The sequence below is a fragment of the Streptomyces sp. NC-S4 genome (genome assembly GCF_054353315.1).
The window spans coordinates 1,144,655-1,171,053 of sequence record NZ_CM135937.1 but is presented as its reverse complement, the minus strand read 5'-3'; the positions used below and the strand labels follow the sequence as shown (position 1 = coordinate 1,171,053).

24 protein-coding genes are annotated in these 26,399 nt (G+C 73.5%); 12 read left to right on the top strand and 12 right to left on the bottom strand.

Annotation, left to right across the window (positions count from 1 at the left end; translation table 11 throughout):
• On the bottom strand, nt 1-1,725 hold the full coding sequence (locus tag ACXNSR_RS04845; RefSeq protein WP_458640898.1) for an FG-GAP repeat domain-containing protein: 1,725 nt from the start codon (nt 1,723-1,725) through the stop codon (nt 1-3).
• Between the two features lie 604 nt (nt 1,726-2,329).
• Between ACXNSR_RS04845 and ACXNSR_RS04840 the strand changes: the two genes are divergently transcribed.
• Nucleotides 2,330-3,811, top strand: a complete 1,482-nt coding sequence (locus tag ACXNSR_RS04840; RefSeq protein WP_458640897.1) for a sialidase family protein — start codon at nt 2,330-2,332, stop codon at nt 3,809-3,811.
• 15 nt (nt 3,812-3,826) lie between these two features.
• Here the strand turns inward: ACXNSR_RS04840 and ACXNSR_RS04835 are convergent, their stop codons facing one another.
• Nucleotides 3,827-4,489: a CBS domain-containing protein gene (locus tag ACXNSR_RS04835; RefSeq protein ID WP_458640896.1), complete on the bottom strand. Its 663-nt coding sequence runs from the start codon at nt 4,487-4,489 to the stop codon at nt 3,827-3,829.
• 289 nt (nt 4,490-4,778) lie between these two features.
• On the opposite strand from ACXNSR_RS04835, the gene ACXNSR_RS04830 reads away from it, so the two are divergent.
• From ACXNSR_RS04830 to ACXNSR_RS04815, 4 genes are read left to right on the top strand one after another with little or no spacing between them, the layout of a single operon-like run.
• Nucleotides 4,779-5,405, top strand: coding sequence for a zinc-binding dehydrogenase (locus tag ACXNSR_RS04830; RefSeq protein ID WP_458640895.1), 627 nt, complete (start codon nt 4,779-4,781; stop codon nt 5,403-5,405).
• The gene (locus ACXNSR_RS04825; RefSeq protein ID WP_458640894.1) at nt 5,402-5,890 is read left to right on the top strand and encodes an HAD family hydrolase; all 489 of its coding nucleotides are present in this window, start codon (nt 5,402-5,404) and stop codon (nt 5,888-5,890) included. The genes ACXNSR_RS04830 and ACXNSR_RS04825 overlap by 4 nt, the downstream gene beginning before the upstream one ends.
• Complete coding sequence (locus ACXNSR_RS04820) at nt 5,887-8,349, top strand: glycoside hydrolase family 65 protein (RefSeq protein WP_458640893.1); 2,463 nt, start codon at nt 5,887-5,889, stop codon at nt 8,347-8,349. Before ACXNSR_RS04825 ends, ACXNSR_RS04820 begins: the two co-directional genes overlap by 4 nt.
• 41 nt (nt 8,350-8,390) lie before the next feature.
• Nucleotides 8,391-8,987, top strand: coding sequence for an Rv1733c family protein (locus ACXNSR_RS04815; RefSeq protein ID WP_458640892.1), 597 nt, complete (start codon nt 8,391-8,393; stop codon nt 8,985-8,987).
• A gap of 40 nt (nt 8,988-9,027) precedes the next feature.
• On the opposite strand, the gene ACXNSR_RS04810 is transcribed toward ACXNSR_RS04815, so the two are convergent.
• Together ACXNSR_RS04810 and ACXNSR_RS04805 are read right to left on the bottom strand one after the other, a co-directional pair.
• Entirely contained in the window at nt 9,028-10,071 is a 1,044-nt protein-coding gene (locus ACXNSR_RS04810; RefSeq protein WP_458640891.1) for an Acg family FMN-binding oxidoreductase, read from the bottom strand.
• An 83-nt stretch (nt 10,072-10,154) separates the two neighbouring features.
• On the bottom strand, nt 10,155-10,835 hold the full coding sequence (locus ACXNSR_RS04805; RefSeq protein WP_458640890.1) for a CBS domain-containing protein: 681 nt from the start codon (nt 10,833-10,835) through the stop codon (nt 10,155-10,157).
• Between the two features lie 195 nt (nt 10,836-11,030).
• Here ACXNSR_RS04805 and ACXNSR_RS04800 point away from each other — a divergent pair, with 195 nt between their 5' ends.
• Together ACXNSR_RS04800 and ACXNSR_RS04795 are read left to right on the top strand one after the other, a co-directional pair.
• A complete protein-coding gene (locus ACXNSR_RS04800) occupies nt 11,031-11,939 on the top strand; it encodes a universal stress protein (RefSeq protein WP_458640889.1) in 909 nt (302 codons plus the stop codon).
• A 102-nt stretch (nt 11,940-12,041) separates the two neighbouring features.
• Entirely contained in the window at nt 12,042-13,793 is a 1,752-nt protein-coding gene (locus tag ACXNSR_RS04795) for a sensor histidine kinase (RefSeq protein WP_458640888.1), read from the top strand.
• On the opposite strand, the gene ACXNSR_RS04790 is transcribed toward ACXNSR_RS04795, so the two are convergent.
• The 3 genes from ACXNSR_RS04790 to ACXNSR_RS04780 are packed head-to-tail and all read right to left on the bottom strand — an operon-like array spanning nt 13,790 to nt 15,682.
• Nucleotides 13,790-14,488: a response regulator gene (locus ACXNSR_RS04790; protein ID WP_458640887.1), complete on the bottom strand. Its 699-nt coding sequence runs from the start codon at nt 14,486-14,488 to the stop codon at nt 13,790-13,792. The two genes, ACXNSR_RS04795 and ACXNSR_RS04790, sit on opposite strands and share 4 nt — an antisense overlap.
• 55 nt (nt 14,489-14,543) lie before the next feature.
• Complete coding sequence (locus ACXNSR_RS04785; protein WP_458640886.1) at nt 14,544-15,191, bottom strand: CBS domain-containing protein; 648 nt, start codon at nt 15,189-15,191, stop codon at nt 14,544-14,546.
• Nucleotides 15,192-15,217: 26 nt separating this feature from the next.
• A complete protein-coding gene (locus ACXNSR_RS04780) occupies nt 15,218-15,682 on the bottom strand; it encodes a Crp/Fnr family transcriptional regulator (protein WP_458640885.1) in 465 nt (154 codons plus the stop codon).
• 408 nt (nt 15,683-16,090) lie between these two features.
• On the opposite strand from ACXNSR_RS04780, the gene ACXNSR_RS04775 reads away from it, so the two are divergent.
• Entirely contained in the window at nt 16,091-17,794 is a 1,704-nt protein-coding gene (locus ACXNSR_RS04775) for a SulP family inorganic anion transporter (RefSeq protein WP_458640884.1), read from the top strand.
• Between the two features lie 6 nt (nt 17,795-17,800).
• Here ACXNSR_RS04775 and ACXNSR_RS04770 read toward each other — a convergent pair whose 3' ends face one another.
• The 4 genes from ACXNSR_RS04770 to lysA form a co-directional block, all read right to left on the bottom strand.
• Nucleotides 17,801-18,214 (bottom strand): VOC family protein, encoded by a 414-nt coding sequence (locus ACXNSR_RS04770; protein ID WP_458640883.1) that lies wholly within the window; start codon nt 18,212-18,214, stop codon nt 17,801-17,803.
• Entirely contained in the window at nt 18,211-18,780 is a 570-nt protein-coding gene (locus ACXNSR_RS04765) for a MepB family protein (RefSeq protein WP_458640882.1), read from the bottom strand. The genes ACXNSR_RS04770 and ACXNSR_RS04765 overlap by 4 nt, the downstream gene beginning before the upstream one ends.
• A gap of 61 nt (nt 18,781-18,841) precedes the next feature.
• Complete coding sequence (locus ACXNSR_RS04760; protein ID WP_189748212.1) at nt 18,842-19,234, bottom strand: TOBE domain-containing protein; 393 nt, start codon at nt 19,232-19,234, stop codon at nt 18,842-18,844.
• 38 nt (nt 19,235-19,272) lie between these two features.
• A complete protein-coding gene (gene lysA, locus ACXNSR_RS04755; RefSeq protein WP_458640881.1) occupies nt 19,273-20,631 on the bottom strand; it encodes a diaminopimelate decarboxylase in 1,359 nt (452 codons plus the stop codon).
• A gap of 227 nt (nt 20,632-20,858) precedes the next feature.
• Between lysA and ACXNSR_RS04750 the strand changes: the two genes are divergently transcribed.
• From ACXNSR_RS04750 to ACXNSR_RS04735, 4 genes are all read left to right on the top strand, one after another.
• A complete protein-coding gene (locus ACXNSR_RS04750) occupies nt 20,859-21,764 on the top strand; it encodes an oxygenase MpaB family protein (protein WP_458640880.1) in 906 nt (301 codons plus the stop codon).
• A 26-nt stretch (nt 21,765-21,790) separates the two neighbouring features.
• Nucleotides 21,791-23,902, top strand: a complete 2,112-nt coding sequence (locus ACXNSR_RS04745) for a serine/threonine-protein kinase (protein ID WP_458640879.1) — start codon at nt 21,791-21,793, stop codon at nt 23,900-23,902.
• Complete coding sequence (locus ACXNSR_RS04740; protein ID WP_458640878.1) at nt 23,899-25,464, top strand: phytoene desaturase family protein; 1,566 nt, start codon at nt 23,899-23,901, stop codon at nt 25,462-25,464. The genes ACXNSR_RS04745 and ACXNSR_RS04740 overlap by 4 nt, the downstream gene beginning before the upstream one ends.
• A 228-nt stretch (nt 25,465-25,692) precedes the next feature.
• A complete protein-coding gene (locus ACXNSR_RS04735) occupies nt 25,693-26,100 on the top strand; it encodes a PPOX class F420-dependent oxidoreductase (RefSeq protein ID WP_458640877.1) in 408 nt (135 codons plus the stop codon).
• Nucleotides 26,101-26,147: 47 nt separating this feature from the next.
• On the opposite strand, the gene ACXNSR_RS04730 is transcribed toward ACXNSR_RS04735, so the two are convergent.
• Entirely contained in the window at nt 26,148-26,372 is a 225-nt protein-coding gene (locus ACXNSR_RS04730; RefSeq protein WP_458640876.1) for a nitroreductase/quinone reductase family protein, read from the bottom strand.
• Between the last annotated feature and the right edge of the window lie 27 nt (nt 26,373-26,399).

Genomic DNA, 26,399 nt, shown 5'->3' with positions numbered 1-26,399 from the left:
TCAGCCGGTGATCGTGTACTGCAGGGTGCCGCTGTACGAGCCGGGGACCGTCTGCGCGGGGATGTTCCACTGCGCCGTCGACCCGTCGTGGGTGAAGGCACCGCGGGTTCCGCCGTCACCGGTCGCCGTCGTCACGGCCGGGGAGAGGCTGGTGCCCGGTTGTGGATCGGCACCCTCGGGGAAGTGGCCGCCCGGGCCCGGCTCGGCGGTGCCCGTCCACTGGCCGCCGGTCCCATTGAGGTGTCCGCCGGCCGTGATATTCAGATTGCTCCATCCGATGGTGCCCGTGCCGCTGACCAGGTCGGTGGCGGCAACGGTCACCGACCAGGGGGCGTTGGTGGAGAGGGTGTTGGTGTACTTGAACGTGCCGAGTCCGGCCGCGGTGCCGACGGTGCCGGGTGACAGCGTGCCGAAGTCGACGGCCGGCAGGTTCACCTCCATCGACAGGACACCGGGCGCCTTGGCCACCTGCATCGACATCGACTGGGCCGTGCGGTTCGGCTTCGAGGCGTTCAGCAGCACCTGCGCCGCGACGCCCGCAGCAGTGGAGGCGGCCGCCAGGTCGGGCCGTCCGTCGCCGTTCAGGTCTCCGACAGCGTACGAGCCGTTTGCGCCTCCCTTCACGTCGTAGAGCGGGCTTGCGTTGCGGAAGGTACCCGTGCCGTCGCCGAGCAGGACGGTGGGCTGGTTGTCAGGGCCGTTGTTGGTGACCAGGTCCGGCTTGCCGTCCGTGTTGACGTCGGTGATGGCCACGCCCTCGAGAGCACTGCCGCCGACCGGGTAGGTGACCGGGGCACCGAAGGCTCCGGCGCCGTCGCCGAGGAAGACGGTGATCGTCCGGTCGGTGTGCGCGACGACCACGTCCTGCTTGCCGTCGCCGCTCACGTCGCCGAGGGCGATGGCCCGGCCGAGGAAGACGCCGTCGGCGAAGCGGGTGGCCGGGCCGAGACGGCCCTTGCCGTCGCCGAGGAGGACGGAGATGTCGGACGTACCCGCGTTCACGGTGACCACGTCGAGCTTGCCGTCGCCGTTCACATCGCCGGCCTTCAAGCCGGAAGGACGGAGCTGCCCGGCGGAGTAGCTGCTGGGCCGGCCGCCGCCCACGTAGTAGTTGCTCGCGGTGCCCAGCGCGCCGGTGCCGTCGTTGGTCCACACCGAGACGTTGTCGCCGTTGCTGTTGGACGTCAGCACGTCCGGCTTGGCGTCACCGTTCATGTCGGCGACCGTGATGTCCACGGGGAACATCGCGTTCGTGGACGGGTTGACCAGCGTCGGCGCGGAGTAGGAGGTGGCCGGGGCGAAGCCGCCCCTGCCGTCGCCGAGCAGCTCGACGACGCTGCCCATGCTTTCCGTGCCGTGCTGCGTGGGCTGCTTGGTCAGGGCCGCGGCGACGACCGCGTCCAGCCGGCCGTCACCGTTGAGGTCCGCGAGCGCGACCGCCGTCGGGAAGGTGCCGGTGTCGAGCCCGAAGGAGACACCGGGGCCGAAGCCGCCCTTGCCGTCGCCGAGCGCGGCCACCAGGGTGTTCGATCCCTTGACCGGGGTGACGAGGTCGGCCTTGCCGTCGCCGTTCAGGTCGCCCAGCGCCGGGGCAGTGCCCTTACCGGAGCCCGCCGGGAGCGGGACGGCGGTCGCCCCGCCGAAGGAGACGGTGGGATCCGGTGCGGCCTGGGCGGCCGGTGCCAGACACAGCCCGGCTACGAGTGCGGCTGCGGAGCCGAGCACGAGCCCGGCTCCGCGTGGTGTGGAAGTCTTCAACGTACCCGCCCCTTGGGGATGTCGCGGCACGCCGACGGGAGGAGTCGACCTGCTGTGGTGTGATGGAGAGTCAGACGCAGTCAACACCGCCGCGCCGGGAAAACTCAGTGGATGTCCCACCAGTTCCGGGACCACTTCGCGGGTGTGAGCTGGTGATTCCTACGATCGGCCGGCGGGCCGCGGCCGGGGAGGACCGATCGACGAGGACCGACTCCGACGGCCGACACGCCCGAGCGCGGATGCCGTTCGCAGGGGCCGGCCGCGGAGTCTTCCGCTGGAGGGCCGGGCCCTGCCGGCTCCACCTCGACCCGGAACGCCGCCGTCTGGGCTGCGTACCAAGTACCGCAGTTGGAACCGGGCTTGACGGTGAAGTTCTGGCAGGACGACCGGGAACGGCACGTCAGCGCCGACGACCCGCGGCCGGGGAGCGCCGGGCCTTCCGGGCGCGCAACCACGTTCGGCCGATCAAGGGCACCGGCCGCAACGCCGAAATGGAACAAGCGGAGTTGCCCCACCCTCGCGTTCCGGTAGGCCTCCGTGTCCCAGCCGGCCGGCCCGCAGGAGAACCCGCATGCGACGCGTCTTCCCACCCCTGACCGCCCTCACCACCGCCGCGCTCCTGCTCGTCACGGTCGCCGGCGCGACTCCCGCCGCAGCGGACCGGAACCCCGACCCCGACGGCACACCACTGGTCAGGGTGTCCGAAGGCGACCCGTACGCGACGTGCACCATCGGAGGGAGGTCCCCGGACAGCGTCGTCTACCCGGGCACCGAGGTCGAGCCGTACCTGTCCGTCGATCCGCGCGACCCCGAGCGCGTGGTCACCGTGTTCCAGCAGGACCGCTGGAACGACGGCGGCGCCCGTGGCCTGGTGGCCGGCTGGAGTACGGACGGCCACACCTTCCACCGGAGCACGCTGCCGTTCAGCCTCTGCGCCCCCGGCGGAGCGGACTACGAACGGGCCACCGACCCCTGGGTGAGCACCGGACCGGACGGCACCGTCTACGTGAGCGGCGAGGGCGTCGACTTCACCAAGAGCACGCGCACGGGCCTCCTGGCCGCCACGTCCCGCGACGGCGGCCGCACGTGGCAGAACCTCACCACCACGCACGTCGACGAGCAGCCGTTCTTCAACGACAAGCCCTCGATCACCGCCGACCCGATCCGCAAGGGCACCGCCTACCAGGTCTGGAACCGCCTCGACAACGACCCGCCCGGCCCCGGCTCCCTCGACGGTCCCGGCTACATCTCCGTCACCCGCGACGGGGGCCGCACCTGGAGCGGGGCCCGGCCCTTCGTCGACACCAGCGCCGTGCCCGACACCCAGACCATCGGCCATCAGATCGTCGTCGACCGGAACACCGGCACCCTGTACGACTTCTTCGACCGGATCACCTACTCCGAGGACCTGAGCACCGTCGTCGAAGCCCGCTACGAGATGGTCACCTCGACCGACGCCGGAGAGACCTGGGGCGCCCCGGTCGTCGTGGCCAAGGACACCGCCGTGCCGGAGGTCGACCCGAACGACCCCGCCAAGCTGCTGCGCGCCGCGTCCACCCTGCCCAGCCCGGCCGTCGACCCGAAGACGGGCACGCTCTACATGGCGTACGAGGGCTCGGACTTCTCCGGTGGCAGTTTCGACTCCGTCCAGCTGGTGCGCTCCACCGACGGCGGACGCACCTGGGGAGCCCCGGAGTTGATCAGCCCGGACGGCGTGCCGGCCTTCTCCCCGTCGATCGCGGTCGACGAGCGGGGCACGGTCGCACTCACCTACTACGACCTGCGCTTCCTCGAGCCCGGCGACACCACCACCCTGCCCACCACGTACCAGCTGGCCACCCTGCCGCACGGGGACCCGAAGCGCCGGACCGAGCGACGCATCTCGAGGATCTTCGACTGGCTGCAGGCACCGTTCGCCGGGGGCTACTTCCTCGGCGACTACCAGGGCCTGGTGGCGGACGGCCAGGGGGTACGGGCGGTGCTCACCGAGACCCACTCCGGTGCACCGCAGAACCGTACGGACGTGTACACCGGCAGCTTCCGCACCAGCTGACCTCCGCGGACGCCGTCAGGAACCGCCGGCTCCGGCCGGGTGGCCGAGCCGGCAGCGGACGTCCACGACGCCCTCGACGGAGCGGGCGAGGCGTTCGGCCAGGGGGATCAGGCCGGGGTCCCGCACCTCACCGGTCAGGGTGGCGATCCCCTGGACCACGGTGACCTCGACCGCTTCACCGGAGAGGGGGAAGAGGCGGCCCACCACGGTGCGGCGGATCTCGGTGGCGAGTTCCTCGTCGGTGCGGAGGAAGACCTTGAGGAGGTCGGCCCGGCTGACGATGCCCCTGAGGATGCCGTCCGCGTCGACGACCGGCAGGCGCTTGACGTGCCGGTCGGCCATGAGGCGGGCGGCCCGGGGCAGGGTAGCGTCGGGGCGGATCGTGACGGCCGGGGTGGTCATCAGGTTCTCGGCGCGGGTGGAGCCGGCCTTGGCGGTGTCGCCGAGACGGCGCATCTGTTCGATCAGGCCCGGGCGGTGCTCGTGGAACTCCTCCTTGGGCAGGAGGTCGGCCTCGGAGACCACGCCGACGACGCGGCCCTCGCCCTCGATGACGGGCAGGGCGGTCACCTTCCACCGCTCCATCGCGGCGGCGATGTCCTTGAAGCCGGTCGAGGGGGTGACGGCGACGACGTTGACGGTCATGACGTCGGCGACGGTGTACGGGGTGGAGGTCATGGAAGGTCCTCAGATCCGTGCGGCCGGGGACGGGACCACGCGATCCGGTCCCGGTCCCGGTCCCGGTTGCGGTGCCGCTGGTCCGCGACACCCTGGAAGAGTCCGCAGCCTCCTTCCGGGAGGGAAGCCGGTCTCCACCGTCGCACCGGACCGGCCGGTCGCGAGCGGTCCGACCGGTCCCCGGAAGGGGCCGACCGGCCCAAGCGGGACGCGGGTGCGGGGCACAGCCTGGCGGTGATCCCTCCCACGGAGCACGCGCACGGCAGACACAGAGAGAGAAGGCCGCGCCATGAAGGCTCTCGTCTTCCACGGGCCCGGGCAGGCCTCCTGGCAGGACGTCCCGGACCCTTCCGTCAAGGACGCCGCCGACGCGATCGTCCGGGTCGACGCCGTCACCATCTGCGAAACCGACAAGGGCGACGTCCCCGACGTGACGCCCGGACGCATCCTGGGGCACGAGGCCGTCGGTACCGTCGTCGTGGTCGGGGCCGGACCCATCGGCCTGGCCGCCGTGGCCACGGCACGGCTCTACAGCCCCGGGCGGATCATCGCCGTCGACCTCGCCGCCGCCCGGCTCGCCGCCGCGCGCGACCTCGGCGCCGATGCGACCGCGAGCGCCGACGAGGAGCCCGAGCGGCTGGTGGAGGACCTCACCGACGGCCTCGGGGCGGACGTGGTCATCGAGGCCGTCGGCGTGCCCGAGGCGTTCGAGATGTGCACCCGCATGGTCCGCCCGGGCGGGCGTGGTGCTCGGCGGACCCCGGCACGACACGGTCGCCGTACCGCCACCGGAGCCGTGAGCGCCATGAGCGCCATGAGCGCCGTGAGCGCCATGAGCGCCGTGACGACCATGCCGGGCACCACACCGCAGGAGTCCGGCAGGTCGCACCCCCGGGCCGTGGTGCACGGCCCATGAACGGCCTGCGTGCGGTCGTCTTCGACACCGACGGAGTGCTCCTCGCCACCGCGGACCGCCACGCGGCCGCCTGGCGGGAGACCTTCGACGGCTGCCTCCCCGAGTGGCGGTCACCGCCCGCCGGTGCGCGACCACGCCCGTTCGACCCCGTCCGGGACCACCGGGACCTGGTCGACGGCCGTTCCCGCCTCGACGGCGTACGCGCCTTCCTCGCCGCCCGCCACATCGGCCTCCCGCCCGGAACGCCCGAGGACCCGCCCGGGTGCGCCACCGTCCACGCCGTCGCCGCCCGGAAGGAGGAGGCCTTCCGCGCGATGCTGCGGACCGAGGGCGTCCGTACCTTCGACGACGTCCGGCCCGCGCTCCGGGAACTGCGGGAGAAGGCGATCCTGTGCGCAGCCGTCTCGGCCTCCCGGCACGCCCGCTCCCTCCGTCCCGGCCTCGCCGCACTGCCCGCCGCCGTCGAAGGGGACCGCCGCCCGTGAACACGCCCTGGCGCTGGGAGTACCACCGCTACGACCCCGGGACCGAGCGGCTGGTCGAGTCCCTGTGCGCCCTGGGCAACGGCCGCTTCGTCACCCGCGGTTCGGCCCCCGAAAGCGTCGCCGACGACATCCACTACCCGGGTACCTACCTCGCCGGCTGCTACGACCGGCTCGCCTCCGACATCGGCGGACGAACGGTCTCCAACGAGGACATGGTCCGGCTGCCGGACTGGACCGCCCTGCGCTACCGCTGCCTGCCCGAGGGCGCACCGCCCGGCGACTGGCTCACTCCCGACCACCCGTCCCTGCGCCACAGCCACGTATCGCTGGACCTGCGCGCCGGAACGCTCACCCGCCGCATGTTCTTCCACGACCCCGAGGGCCGCCGCCTGGGCGTCACGCACACCCGTCTCGTCCACATGGGCGATCCGGTCCTGGCGGCGCAGCACACGGTCTTCAGGGCGTACGGCTGGAGCGGCAGGATCGAGATCGAGTCCGTACTCGACGGCGACGTCACGAACGAGGGCGTCGACCGCTACCGCGCGCTGGCCGGGCGGCACCTCGTCGAGCACCGGGCCGGGGTGGAGGCGGAGGGCACCGCCTGGCTTTCCTGCGCCACCCGCACCTCACGGGTCCGGATCGGGCTCGCGGTCCGGACCACGGGACGTCCGGCGGCGCCGGCGGGCAGGGCCTGCACCGCGACCACCGCCGCCCAGACCTTCGTCCTGCCGATCGGGCGGGCCGCCCGGGTCGTCGTCGTGAAGACCGCCGCCCTGTGCACCTCGCTCGACCGCCCCCAGGCCGACCCCTTGAGCCGGAGCATCGACCGTGCCGCACACGCTCCGGACTTCCCCCACCTGCTGGCCTCCCACCGGGCGGCCTGGCAACGCCTGTGGAGCGAGGGGGAGGTGGAGGTACCCGGCGATACCGGCGGCGTGCTGCGGCTGCATGCCTTCCACGTCCTCCAGACCCTCTCGCCGCACACCGCGGAGCTCGACGCCGGGGTCCCGGCCCGCGGCCTGCACGGCGAGGCGTACCGGGGGCACATCTTCTGGGACGAGCTGTTCGTCCTGCCCTACCTCGCCCTCCACCTCCCCGAGACCGCCCGCGCCCTGCTGATGTACCGGCACCGGCGGCTCCCCGCAGCGCGGGAGGCGGCTCGCCGGGCCGGCGCCAGGGGAGCGATGTTCCCCTGGCAGAGCGGCAGTTCCGGGGCGGAAGAGACGCAGCGGCTGCACCTCAACCCGCGCTCCGGCCGCTGGCTGCCCGACCACTCCCACCTCCAGCACCACGTCGGATCGGCCGTCGCCTGGAACGTGTGGCGGTACGGCCAGGCCACCGGTGACATCGGCTTCATGCACGGCCCCGGAGCCGAACTCCTGCTGCACATAGCCGACTTCTGGGCCGGTGCGGCGACATGGGACAGTGCTCTCGGCCGCTACCGGATCCGCGGCATCGTCGGCCCGGACGAATACCACGACGCCTACCCGGACGCCGCCGCTCCCGGCATCGACGACAACGCCTACACCAACGTCACCGCCGCGTGGGTGCTCGCCCGCGCCCTCGAGCTGTACGGGGAACTCCCGGCCGCCCGCCGCGCCGAACTCCGCGCGCGACTCGACGTCGGAGCCGACGACCTCCGCTCCTGGGAGGACGTCTCGTACCGCTTGTACGTGCCGTTCCACCAGGACGTGATCAGCCAGTTCCACGGCTACGGAGACCTCGCGGAGCTCGACTGGGCCGGCTACCGCGCCCGGTACCGGGACATCCGCCGCCTGGACCGCATCCTGGAAGCCGAGGGCGACACCCCCAACCGCTACCAGGCGTCCAAGCAGGCCGACACCCTCATGCTCGGCCACCTCTTCCGTCCCACCGAACTCGAACTGCTGTTCACCCGGCTCGGATACCGCCTCGACGACGACCTCTGGCGCAGGACGGTCGCCCACTACCTGCGGCGCACGTGCCACGGCTCCACGCTCAGCAGTCTCGTGCACGGCTGGGTCCTCGCCCGGCTGCAGGGCCCGGACGCGTGGCGCTACTGCCAGGAAGCCCTGCTCGGCGACATCACCGACGTCCAGGGCGGCACCACCGGCGAAGGGATCCACCTCGGGGCCATGGGCGGCACCCTCGACCTCGTCGAACGCGGCATCGTCGGACTCGAACCCCATGGCGACGGCCTGCACGTCGACCCGGTTCCCCTGTCCGAAGTGCCCCGGTCCGCGTTCTCGATCTCCTACCTGGGCCACCGGGACATCCGTATCCGCTTCCGGCCCGGCCGGCTCGGCATCAGCGTCCCCCCGTCGCTCCTGGGCCCGGTGCCCGTGATCCTGCCCGGCGACCGGAGGGTGGACGTCGCCGCCGGTCAGGAGCGGTGGTTCCGGCTGCCCAAGCGGAGCTCGACCGGGCGCGCGACACTGGCATCAGCCCCCCGGCACGGAAGCGAGGAGCACCCGTCATGATGTCCGGCGGCGGCGTCACGGCCCGTGGACGGAGGCGCGCCATGTACCGACGGTGGAAGGCGACCTGGAGCAACCCGCTCAGGCGGGATGCCGACCGCACCCGGACCCGTACGCACGCCGCCTTCGCGCTGACCTGTCTGCTGGCCGTGATCGTCGGTGTCACCCTCGGGCGGGCCGCTTGGACGGGCGGGCACCGCGCCGCCGAGGAGATCGCCCGCCACCGCCACGCCGTGGCGGCGACCACGGTCGGCGAGACCACCCACCGAGCCGGTGACCGGCCGGGCAGTCCGCCGATCACCGTGGCCACCGCCACCTGGCACTACCCCGCACACCGCACGCACACGGCAACCGTCGGCGTTCCGGCAGCGACCCGCAGCGGTGACACGGTCCGCGTATGGGTCGACGACAACGGCAGGGTGGCCACCGGGCCTCCCGACCCGGCACGCGTCGCCCTGGACGCGGCGGCGGTCGGCGCCGGTGCGCTGGCCGGGACCGTGCTCGTCGGTGGCGCCGTCGTCGCCGTGCGCCTGCGCGTCGTGGACGCGCGCTGCGCACGTGCCTGGGACTCCGAGTGGGCGGGTGTCGAGCCCCTCTGGTCCGGCCGTTCGCGCCCCGGCCCCGGAGCCGGCGAGGACTGATACCGCCCGCCCGCCCGGACCTCGGCCCGGCGCGGGCGCGTCAGTCGTCCGTCGCCCCACGCTCCCGGATCTCGCGGGCCTCCCGCACTTCCCGGATTTCCCGGATTTCCAGTACCTCGGTCACCGGGCGGCGGGGTGTGGCGGGTCCTGCGGGACCGTAGCCGAGGCGGAGGACCATCTGGACGTGTCCCGCGGCCGCCACCGGATCGCGGACCGTCCACCGCAGCTCCTGCCATTCCAGGGGCTGGGAGGTCATCGAGGTGGCCAGTCCGTCGGCGGTGGCCTGCAGGAGGACGCGCTCCAGCGCCTGGCCGGCGTGCAGCCAGTCGACTCTCGTGTCCCCCGAAGTGCTGAGCAGGGCCAGCTGCGGCCGCTTCTCGAACACGGCCCGGCCGCGGTCCGCCGCCGACCCGGCCCGGCCGAAGTCGCGTACGGGCGCGGGGCCGGCGGAACTCCTCGGTCCGAAAGCGGCGGCGGGAACGCCGTCGCGCGTACCCAAGGCGCCCCGCACGGGGGAGGTCCAGGCCGCGGTCTCCGCCCGGACGAGCGGATCGATCTCCTCACGGTGTTCCGCGTCCCGGACCAGCCCGAGCACGGTGTCGATGTGCCACGGGTCGGGGACGGTCAGCCGGCAGTCCTCCCAGCGGGCCGCGGCCATCAGGCCGTCCAGCAGTGCGGTGGGCACCGACTCGTCGCCGAAGGGGTACCGGCTGGTGCGACGGCGCCGGAGGGCTTCGTACAGGGAGGCCAACTCGCTTTCCTCGGCGGCGGTCGTGTCGAGGGTCACCGTGGCGAGCAGCCACGGTTCGCGGTCGTCCGGCAGGAGCCGTACGCGGACGGGCAGGCCGTTCCGGGCCGCCGACACGCGCAGGTTGAACAGCGCCGCGGCACAACCGAGGTGGAGGGCACGGTGATCCGGATCCGAGCGCGTCATGGCGCGGTCCGGATCGCCGTACAGGTCCAGGGCTCCGCTGCCCGCCCGGAACACGAACCTCCACGGCTGGGCGTTGTGCATGGACGGGGCGGTGACGGCGTCTTCGACGAGCCGGGCCGCGGTGTCGGGGTCGAGCTGTGGTGCGGTCATGGCACTGCTCCTGTCTGTACGGCCTCACGTGGGTACCGGGGGATCGGCCGGCGCGCGATCGGCTCACGCACCCCGGCGCCGGATCACCACGGCATCGCGCGGCGGCCGCGGCCGGCGTGAACGGTCGACGTGTCGTCGGTGCGGGCGGTCACCCGCGATGCCACCGCGACGACCCCGTCGAGGTGTTCGACGAGACCGAGAAGCGCGGCGAGCTGGCTCCGGCGCTCGACACGGCCGTCCAGGGTGACGATGCCGTCCACCACGTGGACCTCGACGTCATCGGCCGGCACGCCCAGTACCCCCAGGAGGACCTCGTCGGTGACGCGCCGGCGTATCTCGGAGTCCGGCCGCAGGAACGTGCGGAGCAGGTCCCGGCGGGTGACGATGCCGACGAGGCGGTCCTCCACGTCCACGACGGGGAGGCGTTCGATGCTCCGGCGGGTCATCAGCCGTGCGGCGTCGGCGACCGTCTCCTCGGCGTGGACGGTGACCGCGGGCGCGGACATGACGTCGCCCGCCGTGGGCGGTCCCGTACCCGAGCCGTTCCGCCGGTCGGTGTCCGGGTCCACCGCGTGGGGGCCCGCCGCGTGAGCCAGCAGGTCCGTCCGGGAGACGACCCCCACGACGCGGTCCTCGTCGTCCAGGACGGGGACTCCCGAGATGTCGTACTGGGCGAGGAGCTTCACCACGTCCTTGAAGGCGGTGACCGGGGCCACGGATACGACCTCGTCGGTCATGAGGTCCGCCACCTTGATGCGCTTCATGAGGTCCTCCTGCTCCGCCGCCCCACGCGAGGCCGGTGTGTCCGGTGCTTGTCGTGCCCCCACCATCCCCCGGCGTGCGCCCCGTGATCGAGGGCTGAACGGTCCCGTCGGAGGTCCCGGGCGGCCCTCCTGCCGGGGCACCGAAGGTGTCAGCGTGAGTGGTGTCCTTCATCGGATCCTCGGTTGGGAGGAATCGTGGAAAGCACATTCCGTACCCCGGACACCAGCTCGGTCACCGTCGGCGTGGACGGCTCGGAGCCGGCGCGCGGCGCCGCCCTGTGGGCTGCCGGGGAGGCCGTACGCCGGGACCGGCCCCTGCACGTCGTCCACGCGGCCGACACCGAAGGCAGGGCCCTGTACCTGTCGGCGGAGACCGTCGAACGGATCCGCTTCAACGGGCGGGAGCTGCTGGACGCCACGGCGGAGGCAGTGGCGGCGGAGTACCCCGGCCTGAATGTGACCACCGAGTTCAGCCGGGCGGACGCCGTCACCGCGCTGCACCGGGCCGCCGGTCGCCACGGCACCGTCGTGGTGGGCAACCGGGGCCTGGGCGGGTTCAACTCCCTGCTGCTCGGATCGGTGGGGCTGGGCACCGCGGCCATCGCCATGACCCCCGTCATAGTGGTCCGGGGCACCCACGGGGCCGAGGAGACCGGCACCGTGCTCGCAGCCGTGCGCGACGAGCACGACCTGCGGATCGTCCGGTACGCCGCCCGGGAGGCCGAGCTGCGCAAGGCCTCCCTGCGGCTGCTGCACGTGTGGAACATCCTCCAGTCCGTCGGGCAGGTGGTCACCATGCTCGACGGCGTCGACGAGTTGGCAAGCGGGCACGAAGAGACCCTGCGGGCCGCCACGGACGTGATCCGAGGCGAGTTCCCCGACCTGGACGTGCAGGCCGACGCGGAGAAGAGCGTCTCCGTCGCCGGAGTCCTGGTCGAGGCGTCCCGCCACGCCGACCTGCTCGTCATGGGCGGCCGCCGGGTCCCCGGGCCCCTCGGGCTCGCCCCCAACCTGGGCAGGGTCACGCACAGCCTGCTGCACCACGCGCACTGCCCCGTCCTCCTCATCCCCCGGACCGGCGAGGACTTCGGGACCCGGGCATGAACGGCGGCCCCGTTCGGCCGCACGGAGCGGGTGGGTCCCCGGGCCCGGAGCTACGGTGGAGGCGACGGCCCTGTCGCCCTCGTCGCCGGCCGGAGGTAGGGCATGAGCGCATGCGATCAGCCCGCCCGGAGCGGTGTTCCACGGCTGCGGCTCGACGAGCTGCTGGACGAACTCCAGGCGCGGATCGACGAGGTCAGGGGCACCCGAGACCGGCTGAACGGCCTGCTCGAAGCCGTGATGTCGGTGGGCCGGGAACTCGACCTGCCGCAGGTGCTGCGCGGCATCGTCGAGGCCGCCGTGCTGCTCGTGGACGCCGAGTACGGGGCCCTCGGCGTGATCGGGGACGACAAGAAGCTGGCCGAGTTCCTGCCCGTCGGCCTCAGCGACGGCCTCCGCAGGAGGATCGGGGACCTGCCCTCCGGCCACGGCATCCTCGGCGAGCTGATCCGCCACCCCCAGCCGCTCCGGCTGTCGGAGCTGTCCGAGCACCCCGCCTCGTACGGGTTCCCGCCCCACCACCCGGCGATGCACTCCTTCCTCGGAGTGCCGATCCGGGTCCGCGAGGAGGTCTTCGGCAACCTCTACCTGACCGAGAAGCGCGGCGGTGCCGAGTTCGACGCCGAGGACGAGGCGGTGCTGTCCACCCTCGCCGTCGCGGCCGGCATCGCCATCGAGAACGCCCGGCTCTTCGAGGAGGTCCGGCTGCGCGAGCGCTGGCTGGAGGCCGGCTCCGACATCACCAGCGCCCTGCTCTCGGGAGCACCCGAGGACGAGGTCCTCCGGGGCATGCTGGCGCGTGCCAAGGACATCACCGGCGCCGACCTGGGCGTCTTCTACCTGCTCGGCTCCGCCGGCGAGCTGACGGGCTCGATCGCCCTCGGAGCGGGAGCGGAGGCGCACCGCGGGATCGTCCTGCCCAGCACCCGGGGCACTCTCGCCGAGGCCGCACTGGCCCGCGACGGCCTCGTCACGGTGTCCGACGTGGCGACCGACGAGCGCGTCACCGTGCAGCCGCAGCGATGGGCGGGCTTCGGCCCGGCGGTCGCCGTCGCCGTCGGCACCGAGGAACGGCTCAGCGGCGTCCTGATCCTGGCCCGCGGGCACGGCCGCCCGCTGTTCGCCACCGCCGAGGTCGCCGCGCTGCCCGGTTTCGCGGGCCAGGCCGCCCTCGCGCTGGAGCTTGCCGACCGGCGCCGCGACGCCGAGCAGCTGAGCCTGCTGGAGGACCACGACCGCATCGCCCGCGACCTGCACGACCTGGCCATCCAGCGCCTCTTCGCCACCGGTATGACGCTCCAGAGCGCACAGCGCTTCGTCGACCATCCCCAGGCGTCGGAACGCCTCGCCCGGGCCGTGGACGACCTGGACGCCACCATCAAGATCATCCGCTCCACCATCTTCGGACTCCGCGCGCACGAGGCCCCCGGTGAGGCGTCCACGCTGCGCGCCCGCCTCGTCCGGGCCCTGGACGGGGCCACCGCGGTCCTGGGCTTCGCCCCCGCCCTGCGGATGGAGGGGCTGATCGACACCGGCGTACCGCCGACCGTCGCGGACGAGGCCCTCGCCGTGGTGGGCGAAGCCCTCACCAACGTCGCCCGCCATGCCGGAGCCACCCGGGCCGAGGTCGCTGTCGCCGCGGCCGGGGGGAACCTGACCGTCACCGTGACCGACAACGGCGTGGGCCTGTCCGAGGGCGGCCGCCGCAGCGGACTGCGGAACCTGGCCGAGCGGGCCGAACGGCTGGGCGGCCGCATGGAGGTCGCGGGGCGGGGCGACGGGCAGCGGGGCACCCGCCTGGAGTGGCAGGTGCCACTGGCCCCGCCGAGAGGTGACCGGCCTCCGGCGACGGCCTAACCCTTCGCCGTTCCCGCGTTGTGCTCGTGCACCTGGGCGGCGATGACGGCGGCCTGGACCCGGCGCTCGACTCCGAGCTTGCCCAGCAGCCGCGAGATGTGGTTCTTGACCGTCTTCTCGGACAGGTAGAGCCGCTTGGCGATCTGCCGGTTGGTGAGGCCGTCCCCGATCAGTTCGAGGACGGCCCGCTCCCGCTCCGACAGGGCCGCCAGGCGGGCGTCCTCCGGAGCCTTCTCCGTTTCCGGGTCGCGCAGGGAGCGCATCAGACGGGCAGTCGTCGCGGGATCCAGCATGGACTGGCCCGTGGCGACCGTGCGTACGGCCGACACCAGGTCGGAGCCCTTGATCTGCTTCAGCACGTAGCCGGCGGCGCCCGCCATGATCGCGTCCAGCAGCGCGTCCTCGTCGTCGAAGGACGTCAGCATCAGACAGGCCAGGCCCGGCATGCGCGAGCGGAGCTCGCGGCACACGGTGATGCCGTCGCCGTCGGGCAGCCGCACGTCGAGTACGGCGACGTCCGGACGCAGCGCCGGCCCGCGGGCCAGCGCGTGCTCGGCGGTGTCGGCTTCGCCCACGACGGTGATGTCCGGCTCCGCTTCCAGGAGGTCCCGCAGCCCGCGCCGGACCACCTCGTGGTCGTCGAGGAGGAACACCCTGACCGGCGCCCCGGCGGAGCCGTTCGGATCCTCGGACATGATCGCCCCTGGGTTCGGTCCGCTCCCTGCGCTTCCACCGGAATTGTCTCAGGAACTAGGCGGCGATGCCGCTCTCCGTGCTCCCCGGCTCCATCCGGACGTCGACGACGCCCTCGACCGCGCGGACCGCCCGTGCGAGCAGGGGGACCAGGGCCCGGTCCCGCAGCGGGCCGCGCAGCGTGACCACGCCGTCCTGCACGGCGAAGTCCAAGGACACCCCGGGCACCAGATCGGCGAGCACGGTCCGGCGGATCTCCTCCTCGAGCTCCTCGTCGGGCCGCAGGAACACCTTCAGGAGGTCGCCCCGGCCGACCACCCCTTCCAGCATGCCGAGCGCGTTCACCACGGGCAGGAGCTTGACGTGCTTGCGGGCCATGATCCGGGCGGCTTCGGCGACGGGCGCGTCGGGGTGCACGGTGATCGCCGGACTCGACATGAGCTCCTCGGCCAGTACGGCGCCGGCCTTCGAAGCCTCCTCCAGCTGCTCGGGCAGCGCGGGTTCCGTACGCCGGAACTCCTCCTTCGGCAGCAGGTCCGCCTCGGACACCACGCCGACGACCCGGCCCTCGCCTTCCAGCACGGGGACCGCGCCGACCTTCCACTGGTGCATCAGCTCGACGATCTCCTTGTACGACGCTTCGCGGCCGATGGCGACGACGGTATGCGTCATGACGTCACTGACGGTGTAGCGGGATGCGGGCATGACCGGCTCCTTCGCGGTGCGGACGATCAGCGGAAGCTGCCGCTGCCGTAGGGCGCGTACAGGTCGAGAAGGCGCACGCGGGCGGCCTGCAGCCGGTGGGCGAGGACCTGACCGACCCAGTGGCCGAGGGCGGAGCCGAAGGCGGTGTCGGCGTCCATCAGCATCCGTACGCGCGCCGCGTCGAACTCGTGGGCGCGGACGGGCGTCATCGCCTCGGCGCCCAGTCGCCAGGAGTACGGCTCGAACAGCCACGAGCAGCCGACCAGCTGACCGGCGCCGAGGGTCTCGATGACGGCGGCGCGCCGCCCGGGCACGTGGACGTCCAGGGTGACGGTGCCGGTACGGACGATCCAGAACCGATCGGCGCGGCCGCCCTCGCGGAAGAGACGCGTGCCCTCGGCGAAGTTGACCTCCTGGGCCAGTTCCATCAGACGGGAGCGGCAGTCGGCGGGCAGCGCCTCGGAGATACGGGTGGGTGACGGGGTGATCATGGAAGGCCTCCTGTCCGGGTCCGTCTTCAGTCTTGGTGTTCCCGGCGGCCGCGCGCATGGGCCCGGTGGTCCCGACCGTGGGCCGACCGGCCCATGCCGGGCCTCGCGCGGCCGGAGCTCCCGGCGGCGGACACCCGGCCCGCGGCCGGGCGACACCGTCATCCGCGTTCCTGCCGGACCGGCACCGGCGGCCCTGCTCGCGGCCCGGCAGGGCAGGGGCCTGGTCGTCGCGCACGAGGGCGCGCACCTCCTGCAGCCCCGGGCCGAGGGCATCGGCATCGAGGCCCGTAGCGGTCGGACCGCTCGCGCGCTTCACCTCCGCACCGCCCTCCGCCCGGCACGATGGTGGGCCACAGGTCCGCACGGCCCGCACGGCCCGCACGGCCCGCACGGAGTCCCGGAGGTGCCATGCCGAAGCACGGACGGATCACCGCGATCCCGCCCGCCCTCCGTGGCTACAGGTGGAACTGGCTACGCGGCGACGTCCTGGCCGGGATCACGGTCGCCGCCTACCTGGTCCCCCAGGTCATGGCGTACGCCGGTGTGGCGGGTCTCCCCCCGGTCGTCGGCCTGTGGGCCGTCCTGCCCGCCATGGCCCTCTACGCCCTGAGCGGCACCTCACGCCTGCTGTCCGTCGGACCGGAATCGACCACCGCCCTCATGACCGCCGTGGCCGTCGGACCGCTGGCCGCGGGCGACCCCGCGCGGTACGCGGCCCTCGCGGCAGCCCTGGCACTCGTCGTCGGCCTGCTCTGCCTGGCCGCATGGGCCGTCCGGCTCGGCTTCCTGGCCGACCTCCTCTCCAGGCCCGTCCTCGTCGGCTACCTGGCCGGGGTCGCCTTCATCATGATCGTGGACCAGCTGCCCCGCCTCACCGGGACCAGCGCCGACGGATCGGGGTTCTTCCCCCGGCTCTTCTCGTTCCTCCGTCACATCGGCGACCTGGACGGGCCCACGACCGTGATGGCCGCGGGCTGCCTGCTCCTGCTGTTCACCCTGCCCCTGCTGTGGCGACCGCTGCCCGGAGCGCTCGTCGTCCTCGTTCTCGCCACGGCGGTGGTGGCCGTCTTCGCACTCGACGAGAACCAGGGGATCGACGTCATCGGCACGGTCCCGACCGGCCTGCCGGAATTCGCCCTGCCGCGCCCGGCCGACCTCGCCGCTCTGGTGCTGCCGGCCCTCGGCGTCCTCCTGGTCGGCTACACCGACGTCGTCCTGACCGCACGCGCCTTCGCCCGGCACGACGACCCGCACCCCCTGGACACCAACCGGGAGCTCCTGGCCCTCGGCACGGCGAACCTCGGCGCCGGATTCCTGCAGGGCTTCCCGGTCAGCAGCAGTGCCAGCCGCACCGCCCTCGCGGACTCCTCGGGAGCCCGCACCCAGGCGTACTCCCTCGTCGGCGCCGCCTGCGTGGCCGCCGTCCTCCTCTTCCTCGGCCCGCTGCTCGGCCACACCCCCTCCGCCGCGCTCGGCGCCATCGTCGTCTACGCCGCCGTCCGCCTGGTCGAAGTGAGCGAGTTCCGCAGGCTCGCAGCCTTCCGCCGCCGCGAGTTCCTGCTGGCGCTCGGCTGCGGTCTCGGCGTCCTGGCCCTCGGCATCCTGTACGGCGTTCTCCTCGCCGTGGCGCTGTCCGTCGCCGAACTGCTCACCAGGGTCGCCCGCCCCCACGACGCGGTCGAGGGCATGGTCCCCGGTCTGGCCGGCATGCACGACATCGACGACTACCCGACCGCGCGCACCCTTCCCGGTCTGCTCATCTACCGCTACGACTCACCGCTGTTCTTCGCCAACGCCGAGGACTTCCGCCGCCGGGCGCTGGCCTCGGTCGCCGCCCAGCACGACCCCGTCCACTGGTTCGTCCTGAACACCGAGGCCAACGTCGAGGTCGACATCACCGCCCTCGACGCCGTCGAGGCCCTGCGCTGCGAACTCGTCCGACGGGACATCGTGTTCGCACTCGCCCGTGTCAAGCAGGACCTGCGCAGTCCCCTCGATGCCTACGGCCTGACGGCCACCGTCGGCCCGGAGCACATCTTCCCCACGCTCCCCACCGCCGTCGCCGCCTACCAGGACTGGCAACGCGCCACGGGCCGCGATCCGGCCCGCTGACGGTGATCAGCCGGTGGTGGGGATCGCGACGAGTTCGACCTCGAAGCCGTCGTCGTTCTCCAGGTAGGCGGCGTAGTGCTGCGGTCCGCCCGCGTGCGGATGCCGGTCCGGGAACATCAGGTGCCAGCCGTGGCGGGCCGACTCCCCGGCGAGGCGCTCGACCGCGGCCGCGTCCTCCACGTGGAAGGCGAGGTGGTTCAGTCCCGGCCGGCAGCGGTCGTGCCGGTCGGACGTGAGGGCCGGGGACCGCTCGACGACCAGGTACGTCGGCCCGAGACGCCAGCTGCGGCCGTCGGCCCACTGCTGGTAGGGCGTGTGGCCCAGGGCCTCCAGGAGCCAGCCCAGCGAGGCGATCGCGCGGTCGAGGTCCGGCACCCACAGTTCGACGTGGTGCAGCGTGCCGCTGACCGGGCGGCTCACGTGTAGAGCTCCCGGGCGCGGACCAGGTCGACGGATCCGTCCCGGGGCAGGGCCAGGAAATGCTCCAGCTGCCACTCCTGGGCGCTGCCGGCCTGGCGGTTGGTGGTGGTGACCCAGGGCGGATAGACGCGGAAGGCGCGTTTCCCGCCGGATCCGTCCGTCGATACGACGCCGTGCCGGCGCAGTGCGTCCAGGGGCAGGACGAACTGACCGGAGCGGTCACCGTCGCGCGTGCTGATGACGAAGAGGTCCACCGGGTCCGCGGCGTCGAACGGCTGGATGGGACCGGCCTCGGAGCGCTTCCAGACGGTGACGAACTGGCCGACCTTCGTGGGGGTGGTCTTCGCCGCGCGGAACCGGACGGCACGGCCGTCCAGCGTGAAGGTGTGGGCGGCGTAGGCGGCGCCCTCGGCCTCCGGGACCGGCAGCGAGCAGGTGAATCCGCACGGGTCGTAGACGAGCGCCTTCGCCGCGACGAGGTCCGCGTGCGTCCCGGCCGTGGCCGCGGCGGAGTCCGGCCACGGCCGGGAGAGGGCAGGCGATGAGGGTGCGCGGTGCGTCGTCATGCCTTCACCCTGTCATGCGCCGGACCCGGCCCGCGTCGCGCGGGCGGCCCACCGCACACGCTCAGTCGAGGTCGATGTGGACGCTGGTGGACTTCACACGGGCGACGGCCTGCACGCCGACCGCGAGTCCGAGCTCCTCGACCGCCTCGCGGGTCAGCAGGGAGACCACGCGGTGCGGGCCGGCCTGGATCTCGACCTGGGCGGCCACCTCGCCGAGCGTCACCGCCGTCACGATCCCGGGCAGCGCGTTGCGCGCGGAAGTGGCGGACTCGCCGTCGCCCTCGGCCGCCTCCTGGGCGAGCGCCACGCAGAAGGCGGCCAGGTGTACGCCCTCCACCATCCGCTTGTTGCCCTCGCGCAGGGTCGGGAAGCGGCCGGCGTCCGCCCAGCGGCGAGCGGTGTCGGTGCTGACGCGGAGGAGTTGGGCGGCCTCGCCGATCGTGTAGAGCTGCACCCCGCAACTCTATGCCGCCTACGCCCCGGCCAGACGGCCTACACCCCGACGTCCCGGCGGCGGAGGTCGTCCAGGGTCTCGCGGCGGACGAGCAGCCGCGCCGTGCCCTCGTGGACCGCGATCACCGGCGGGCGGCCCACGAGGTTGTAACCCGACGCCATGGACAGCTGGTACGCGCCCGCCACCGGAACCGCGAGCAGATCGCCCGGCCGGACGTCGGCGGGCAGCGCAACGTCCGCGGCCAGGATGTCGCCCGCCTCGCAGTGCCGGCCCACGACCGTGGCCGTACGGGAATCCGCCGTCGACCGGCGGCCGACGAGCCGGGGCGCGTACCGCACCCCGTACAGCGCGGGCCGCGGGTTGTCGCTCATCCCGCCGTCCACGGCCACGAACACCCGCTCCCCGGTGTGCTTGACGGCCAGTACCCGGTACAGGGCCACCCCGGCCGGGCCCACGATCGCCCGCCCCGGCTCGATGGCGAGCCGGGGCACGGGCAGCCCGGCCGCCGCGCAGCCCGCGACCAGCTCCGAACGGAGCCGGCGCGCGAGGGCGTCCGGGTCGAGCGCCGCTTCCCCCGGCCGGTAGGGGATACCGTGCCCGCCGCCCATGTCCAGTTCGCGCAGCACCACGCCGTGGCTCCGCCGTACCCGGGCCATCAGGCCCACCATCCGGCGCACGGCGGTCACGTACGGCTTCACCTCCGTGATCTGCGAGCCGATGTGGCAGTGCAGGCCGACGAGGTCGAGTTGCGGCTGTCCGAGTATCCGGGCGATCGCGTGCTGCGCGGAGCCGTCGCCCGCCGACAGGCCGAACTTCTGGCCGTCCGTCCCCGTACGGATCTTCTCGTGGCCGCCGGCCGACACGCCCGGGACCACCCGGACCAGGACCTTCTGCCGGCCGCCCGCCGCGATGCCCGTCCCGGCGCCCGTCCCCACGCCCGCGGCCAGCCGCGCGATCTCCGACTGGCTGTCGATGACGATCCGGCCGACGCCGAGCCGCAGCGCCGCCCCGATGTCGCGGGGCGACTTCGCGTTGCCGTGCAGCACGATCCGTTCGGGCGGGAAGCCCGCCGTGACGGCGAGTTCCAGCTCCCCGGCGGAGCACACGTCGAGCCCCAGGCCCTCCTCGCGAACCCATCGCACCATGGCACGGGACAGGAACGCCTTGGCCGCGTACAGCACCTCCGCCTCCGGGAAGGCCTCGCGGTACATCCGGCAGCGCCCGCGCACCTCGCCCTCGTCCAGCACGTACGCCGGGGTGTCGAACCGCTCGGCGAGTTCGGCCAGCGACACCCCGCCGACGGCCAGTCCGCCGTGCGGGAGGCGGCCGGTGGAGGCGGGCCAGACGGACAGGTCGTCCGCAGCGGTGACGGCCTCGCGGACCTCGGTCGTGGTCATGGGCACCTCCTCTCCGAAGAGCACGGACCGCGCCCTCGGCGACGGCGGCGGCGCGCTCCCTCGCCGAAGCCATCCCCGCCCCCAGGGCTCCGGCCCCACCCCCTGACGGGACCCTGACGGCCGCCGCCCCGGTCCATACGGATCGCTGACGGCCTCCGACGGCCTCCTACGGCCGCCCCGGATCGGTAGGCTGGAGCCGCCGGACGCCTGCGACGGGGAGGTACGGGATGGGGACCACCGGGACCGGACCGCGCCCCGGCGCCGACCCGGGGCTGTACGGCCCCTCGTCCGTCACCTGGCAGTGCCACGGCGACCCGATGATGTGGATCGCCGGGCTCCGCGCGCTCTACCTCCAGGCCCTCCACCCGCGCGCCGTCCGCGGGGTCATGGCGAACTCCGACTTCCGGTCGGACGCCTGGGGACGGCTGCTGCGCACCGCCGATTTCGTCGGCACCCTCACCTACGGCACGACGGAGGCCGCCGAGCAGGCCGGCCTCCGGGTCCGCACGATCCACCGCAGACTGTCCGCCACCGATCCGGACACCGGCGAACGCTTCCCCGTCGACGACCCCGAGCTGCTGCTGTGGATCCACTGCGCGCAGATCGACAGCTTCCTGCACGTACTGCGCCGCTCCGGCGTCCCCCTCACCCCCGCCCAGGCCGACCGTTACGTCGACGAGAACCGCGTGAACGCCCGCCTCGTCGGACTCGACCCGGCCGGGGTCCCCGCCGACACCGCCGGGCTCGCCGCGTACTTCGAACGCATCCGCCCCGAGCTCGCCGCCGGCCCCGACGCCCTCGCCGTGGACGACTTCCTGCGCGGCCCGCCCGTCCCTGCCCTCCTCGTACGTGGCCGAAACCTGCTGTGGCCGCCACTGGCCGGACTGGCGTACGGTTCCCTCCCGGGCTGGGCGCACCAGCTGTACGGGCGGCCCGCACCGGCCCCGCGCAGCGTCACCCGGCGCCTGCGCCTCACCGGGCGCGTACTGCGCAGCATTCCCGCAGGTCTACGCTGGCAGCTGCCTCCAGGTCACATCTTGAAAGCGATGCGCCGCATGGGCCCCGGGAGCCGCCCCTCGCCGTACACACTGCGTACATCAGCGGCCATACTGGACCGGCCGGGGAGGGCGTAGCGCGAAATCGGGGGCGGCTTTAAGACATGGCGGAGTCCAGACTGATCCAGGGCCGTTACCGGTCGCTCGACCTGATCGGTCGCGGCGGCATGGGCGAGGTTTGGCGCGCCCGGGACGAGTCGCTGGGCCGGCAGGTCGCCGTGAAGTGCCTCAAGCCGATCGGTGCCGAGCAGGACGCCCACTTCACCCAGGTGCTCCGCGAGCGGTTCCGGCGCGAGGCGCGCGTGGCCGCCTCCCTCCAGCACCGCGGGGTCACCGTCGTCCACGACTTCGGCGACGACAGCGCCGCGGGCGGCCCGCTCTACCTCGTCATGGAACTCCTCGAGGGCCGCAACCTCAGCCAGCTCATGGAGGACAACGACGCGCGCCCGCTCCCCGTGGACGTGGTCGTCGACATCGCCGAGCAGATGGCCGCCGCGCTCGGCTACACCCATGACCAGGGCGTCGTCCACCGGGATCTGAAACCCGCCAACATCATGCGGCTCACCGACGGCACCGTGAAGATCTGCGACTTCGGCATCGCCCGACTCGCCCACGACATCGGCTTCACCGCCAAGCTCACCGGCGGCGGCATGGCCATGGGCACCCCGCACTACATGTCGCCCGAACAGATCGCGGGCGGCGAGGTCGACCACCGCAGCGACCTCTACTCCTTCGGCTGCGTCCTGTACGAGATCGCCACCGGCGCCCCGCCCTTCGACCTCGGCGACTCCTGGTCGGTGCTGGTCGGCCACCGCGACAACGCGCCCGTACCGCTGCGCGAGCACCGCCCCGAGCTGCCCGGCTACTTCGACGAGGTGGTCCTGGACCTGCTCGCCAAGCGGCCCGAGGACCGGCCGGGCGACGCCCGCCACGTGCACCGCCGACTCGTCGAGGCACGGCTGGGCCCGGGCGGGCTGCCCGGCGCGCAGGCCCCGCTCCCGCAGTGGGCCCGTGGCATGACCGCCGGCCGCAAGGCCGGGATCGACGCCCGGCCGGCGAGCGGCGAATGGGCCGTGCTCACCGGAGCCTGGACCGCCGCGCGCCCGGCGGGCCGGCCGCCGGTGCCGCGCCCGCGCGGCGAGTACCCCCCGGTCCACCCCGGCACCACCACCATCATCCGTCCCGCACCCGCCGAGGACCCGCGGCTCACCGCCGCGTACGGATTCCCGCGCCCCTCCGGCCCCCGGGGCAGCGGCCCCGACGCGCTCGCCGCCGGCCACGCGCGCGCGTACGCCCTCAGCCGTGCGGGCCGGCCCGAGGAGGCGCTCGCCGGGTACACGGCCGTGGCCGAGGGGCGCGCGCGGGTCCTCGGCGCGGACCACGCCGACACCCTCGCGGCGCGCCAGGAGACCGCGTACGAACTGGGCCGGCTCGGGCGCCACCAGGAGGCGCACGACGTCTACCGCGCGGTGCTCGTCGCCCGCGAGCGGAGCATGGGCCCGCTCCACCCCGACACCCTGCGCTGCCGGCACAACCTGGCCTGCGCGCTGGGTGCGCTGGGCCGCCACGCGGAGGCCCACGCCACCGCTTCCGCGGTCGCCGCCGACCGGGCGGCCGTCCTGGGCGCCGAGCACGCGGACACCCTGCTGACCCGCTACGAGGCGGCGTACGCGCTCGGCCGCCTGGAGCGCTGGCAGGAGGCACTGGTCGCCTTCCACCAGGTCGGCGTCGCACGGGAGCGGGTGCTCGGCCCGGACCACCCCGACACCCTGGCCGCCCGCTACGAGGTCGGCATCGCCCTCGGCCGCACCGGCAACACCCAACAGGCCCTCGACCTGTTCCGGGGCCTGGTCCGCGACCGCACCCGCGCCTACGGGGTCACCGACCCCGAGACGCTGCGCGCCCGGCACGTCCTCGGCGTCAACCTGGGCCGTCTGGAGCGCTGGGCGGAGGCGGTGGCCGAGGCCCGCCAAGTGGGCGCCCTGCGCGCCGAGGTGCTCGGGCCCGAGCACCCGGACACCCTGGTCAGCCGCCGGGAACTGGCCGGAGGGCTGGGCCGGCTGGGCCGCTGGGACGAGGCGCTGCCCATCTACCGGGACATCTCCGGCATCCGCGAGCGGTCCCTCGGCGACGAACATCCCGACACGGCCCTGGCCCACGCCGACGAGGCCCACTGTCTGGAGCGGCTCGGCCAGGTGTGCTACCAAGAGCCATGACGACCTTCGGGCGGGACGTGTACGACGACGTGATCGTGGGCGGCGGGCACAACGGCCTGGTGGCCGCCGCGTACCTGGCGCGGGCGGGCCGCTCGGTGCTGGTCCTGGAGCGGCTCGGCAACACGGGTGGGGCAGCGATCTCCAGCCGCCCCTTCGCGGGCGTCGACGCCAGACTCTCGCGCTACTCCTACCTCGTCTCCCTCCTCCCCTCGAAGATCGTGCGCGACCTGGACCTGCGGTTCGCGGTACGCCGCCGCACGATCTCCTCGTACACGCCCACCGAACGGGGCGGGCGCCCCGGCGGACTGCTCGTCGGCGGCGGCCAGCAGCGCACCCGGGAGTCCTTCGCGCGGCTGACCGGCTCGGAGCGGGAGTACGAGAACTGGCGCGCCTTCTACGGGACCACCGGGCGCGTCGCCGAGAAGGTGTTCCCGACCCTGACCGAGCCCCTGCCCACGCGGGCGGAGCTGCGGGCCCGGATCGACGACGAGGACGCCTGGCGGATGCTCTTCGAGGAGCCCCTCGGACAGGCCGTGGAGCGGAACTTCGCCGACGACCTGGTCCGCGGGGTGGTCCTCACGGACGGGCTGATCGGCACGTTCGCGGACGCCCACGATCCCTCCCTCGCGCAGAACCGCTGCTTCCTCTACCACGTCATCGGCGGCGGGACCGGCGACTGGGACGTGCCCGTCGGCGGTATGGGCGCGCTGACGGACGCCCTCGCGGCGGCGGCCCGGGCGGCCGGTGCCGAAATCGCGACCGGCCACGAGGTGCTGCGGATCGACACGGACGGGGTCGCCCCGGCCGAGGTGGTGTTCCGCACGGCGACCGGGGAGGGCCGGGTCGTCGGCCGCACGGTCCTGGTGAACGCCTCGCCGCGGGCCCTGGCCGAACTCCTCGGCGAAGCCCCGCCGGAGGGCGCGGCGGCACCCGAGGGGGCCCAGCTCAAGGTCAACATGCTGCTGCGCCGGCTGCCCCGGCTCCGGGACACCTCGGTGGACCCGCGCGAGGCCTTCGCCGGCACCTTCCACATCGCCGAGGGCTACGCCGAGCTGGCCCGGGCCTACGCGGAGGCCGCCTCCGGCGAACTGCCCTCCGTACCGCCCTCGGAGATCTACTGCCACTCGCTGACCGACCCGACGATCCTCGGCCCGGAGCTGGTGGAGCAGGGCTACCAGACCCTCACCCTCTTCGGCCTGCACGCTCCGGCCCGGCTGTTCGGACACGACAACCAGCAGGCCCGGGAGGTCCTGCTGACGGCCACCCTCGCGCAGCTCGACGCGCACCTGGACGAACCGCTCACCGACTGCCTCGCCTTCGACGCGGACGGACGCCCGTGCATCGAGGCGAAGACCCCGCTGGACCTGGAGCGTGAACTGCGGCTGCCCGGCGGCCACATCTTCCACCGCGACCTCTCCTGGCCCTACGCCGACGAGGGCGGCCGGTGGGGCGTGGAGACCACCCACCGCAACGTCCTGCTGTGCGGGGCGGGCGCGGTCCGCGGCGGCGGTGTCAGCGGTGTCCCCGGGCACAACGCGGCGATGGCGGTACTGGGGCACTAGGACTCCGCCGGACGGGTGGATCATGCGGGCCCCGTCCGGTCGGCGGGCCGGGTGCGCGGCCCGGTCACGACCCGGAATCGGGGGTGTCCGGGGCCGCGGCGCGCGGTGCGGCACGGGGGCGGCGGAGCTTGCCCGGGACGGCAGCGGTTTTGCAGGCTGTCCGTTGCCGGTCCCCTCCGCGGCCAGTCGGCCCGGGGACGGCAGTCAGCCGAGGGAAGGAACCGCTCCGTGTCCGCCGAACTCTCCGACGACCTGAAGAAACTCATCGACGACAGCCCGGTCTTCGCGACCGTGGCCACGATCCAGCCGGACGGCAGCCCGCAGCTGTCGGTCACCTGGCTCACCCGGGACGGCGACGACCTGCTCGTCTCCACGACGGTCGGCCGCCGCAAGGAGAAGAACCTGCGCGCGGACCCGCGGATCACGGTCATGATCAACCCGGCGAACGCGCCCTACACCTACGCCGAGGTCCGCGGCACCGCCGAACTGACCACCGAGGGCGGGCAGGAGCTGATCAACGAGCTGTCGCGCAAGTACACGGGCAAGGACTACGCGGACTTCAACCCGGCGTCGAAGGACGACGCCGAGCGCGTCGTCGTCCGCGTCAGCCCGCGCAAGGTCGTCGGCTCGCTCTGAGGCCTGCCGGACCGGCCGGCGGGAGGCAGGCTCCCGCCGGCCCGTCGTCATCCGGTGGGTTCGGGCACGACGATCGGGATCTCGCGGTCCGTCCTGGCCCGGTACTCGTCGTACGCGGGCCAGTGCCCGACCATCACCGGCCAGTATGCGGCGCGTTCCTCCGGGGTGGCGGTGCCGGCCGTGCCCTGCATGATCTTCGGCCCGACCTGGATGCGGACCGCGGGGTGCTCGGAGAGGTTCCAGTACTGGCCCTCGGTGCCGCCCGAGCCCACGTACGACGTGACGTGGTCCAGCTGCCA

What these genes read in the sequence shown, in the direction of transcription:
- ACXNSR_RS04840 (WP_458640897.1), top strand. Translation starts at nt 2,330, where the DNA reads ATGCGACGCGTCTTCCCACCCCTGACCGCCCTCACCACCGCCGCGCTC.
- ACXNSR_RS04835 (WP_458640896.1), bottom strand. Translation starts at nt 4,489, where the DNA reads ATGACCTCCACCCCGTACACCGTCGCCGACGTCATGACCGTCAACGTC.
- ACXNSR_RS04830 (WP_458640895.1), top strand. Translation starts at nt 4,779, where the DNA reads ATGAAGGCTCTCGTCTTCCACGGGCCCGGGCAGGCCTCCTGGCAGGAC.
- ACXNSR_RS04825 (WP_458640894.1), top strand. Translation starts at nt 5,402, where the DNA reads ATGAACGGCCTGCGTGCGGTCGTCTTCGACACCGACGGAGTGCTCCTC.
- ACXNSR_RS04815 (WP_458640892.1), top strand. Translation starts at nt 8,391, where the DNA reads ATGTACCGACGGTGGAAGGCGACCTGGAGCAACCCGCTCAGGCGGGAT.
- ACXNSR_RS04810 (WP_458640891.1), bottom strand. Translation starts at nt 10,071, where the DNA reads ATGACCGCACCACAGCTCGACCCCGACACCGCGGCCCGGCTCGTCGAA.
- ACXNSR_RS04805 (WP_458640890.1), bottom strand. Translation starts at nt 10,835, where the DNA reads ATGAAGCGCATCAAGGTGGCGGACCTCATGACCGACGAGGTCGTATCC.
- ACXNSR_RS04795 (WP_458640888.1), top strand. Translation starts at nt 12,042, where the DNA reads ATGAGCGCATGCGATCAGCCCGCCCGGAGCGGTGTTCCACGGCTGCGG.
- ACXNSR_RS04790 (WP_458640887.1), bottom strand. Translation starts at nt 14,488, where the DNA reads ATGTCCGAGGATCCGAACGGCTCCGCCGGGGCGCCGGTCAGGGTGTTC.
- ACXNSR_RS04785 (WP_458640886.1), bottom strand. Translation starts at nt 15,191, where the DNA reads ATGCCCGCATCCCGCTACACCGTCAGTGACGTCATGACGCATACCGTC.
- ACXNSR_RS04780 (WP_458640885.1), bottom strand. Translation starts at nt 15,682, where the DNA reads ATGATCACCCCGTCACCCACCCGTATCTCCGAGGCGCTGCCCGCCGAC.
- ACXNSR_RS04775 (WP_458640884.1), top strand. Translation starts at nt 16,091, where the DNA reads ATGCCGAAGCACGGACGGATCACCGCGATCCCGCCCGCCCTCCGTGGC.
- ACXNSR_RS04765 (WP_458640882.1), bottom strand. Translation starts at nt 18,780, where the DNA reads ATGACGACGCACCGCGCACCCTCATCGCCTGCCCTCTCCCGGCCGTGG.
- lysA (WP_458640881.1), bottom strand. Translation starts at nt 20,631, where the DNA reads ATGACCACGACCGAGGTCCGCGAGGCCGTCACCGCTGCGGACGACCTG.
- ACXNSR_RS04750 (WP_458640880.1), top strand. Translation starts at nt 20,859, where the DNA reads ATGGGGACCACCGGGACCGGACCGCGCCCCGGCGCCGACCCGGGGCTG.
- ACXNSR_RS04745 (WP_458640879.1), top strand. Translation starts at nt 21,791, where the DNA reads ATGGCGGAGTCCAGACTGATCCAGGGCCGTTACCGGTCGCTCGACCTG.
- ACXNSR_RS04740 (WP_458640878.1), top strand. Translation starts at nt 23,899, where the DNA reads ATGACGACCTTCGGGCGGGACGTGTACGACGACGTGATCGTGGGCGGC.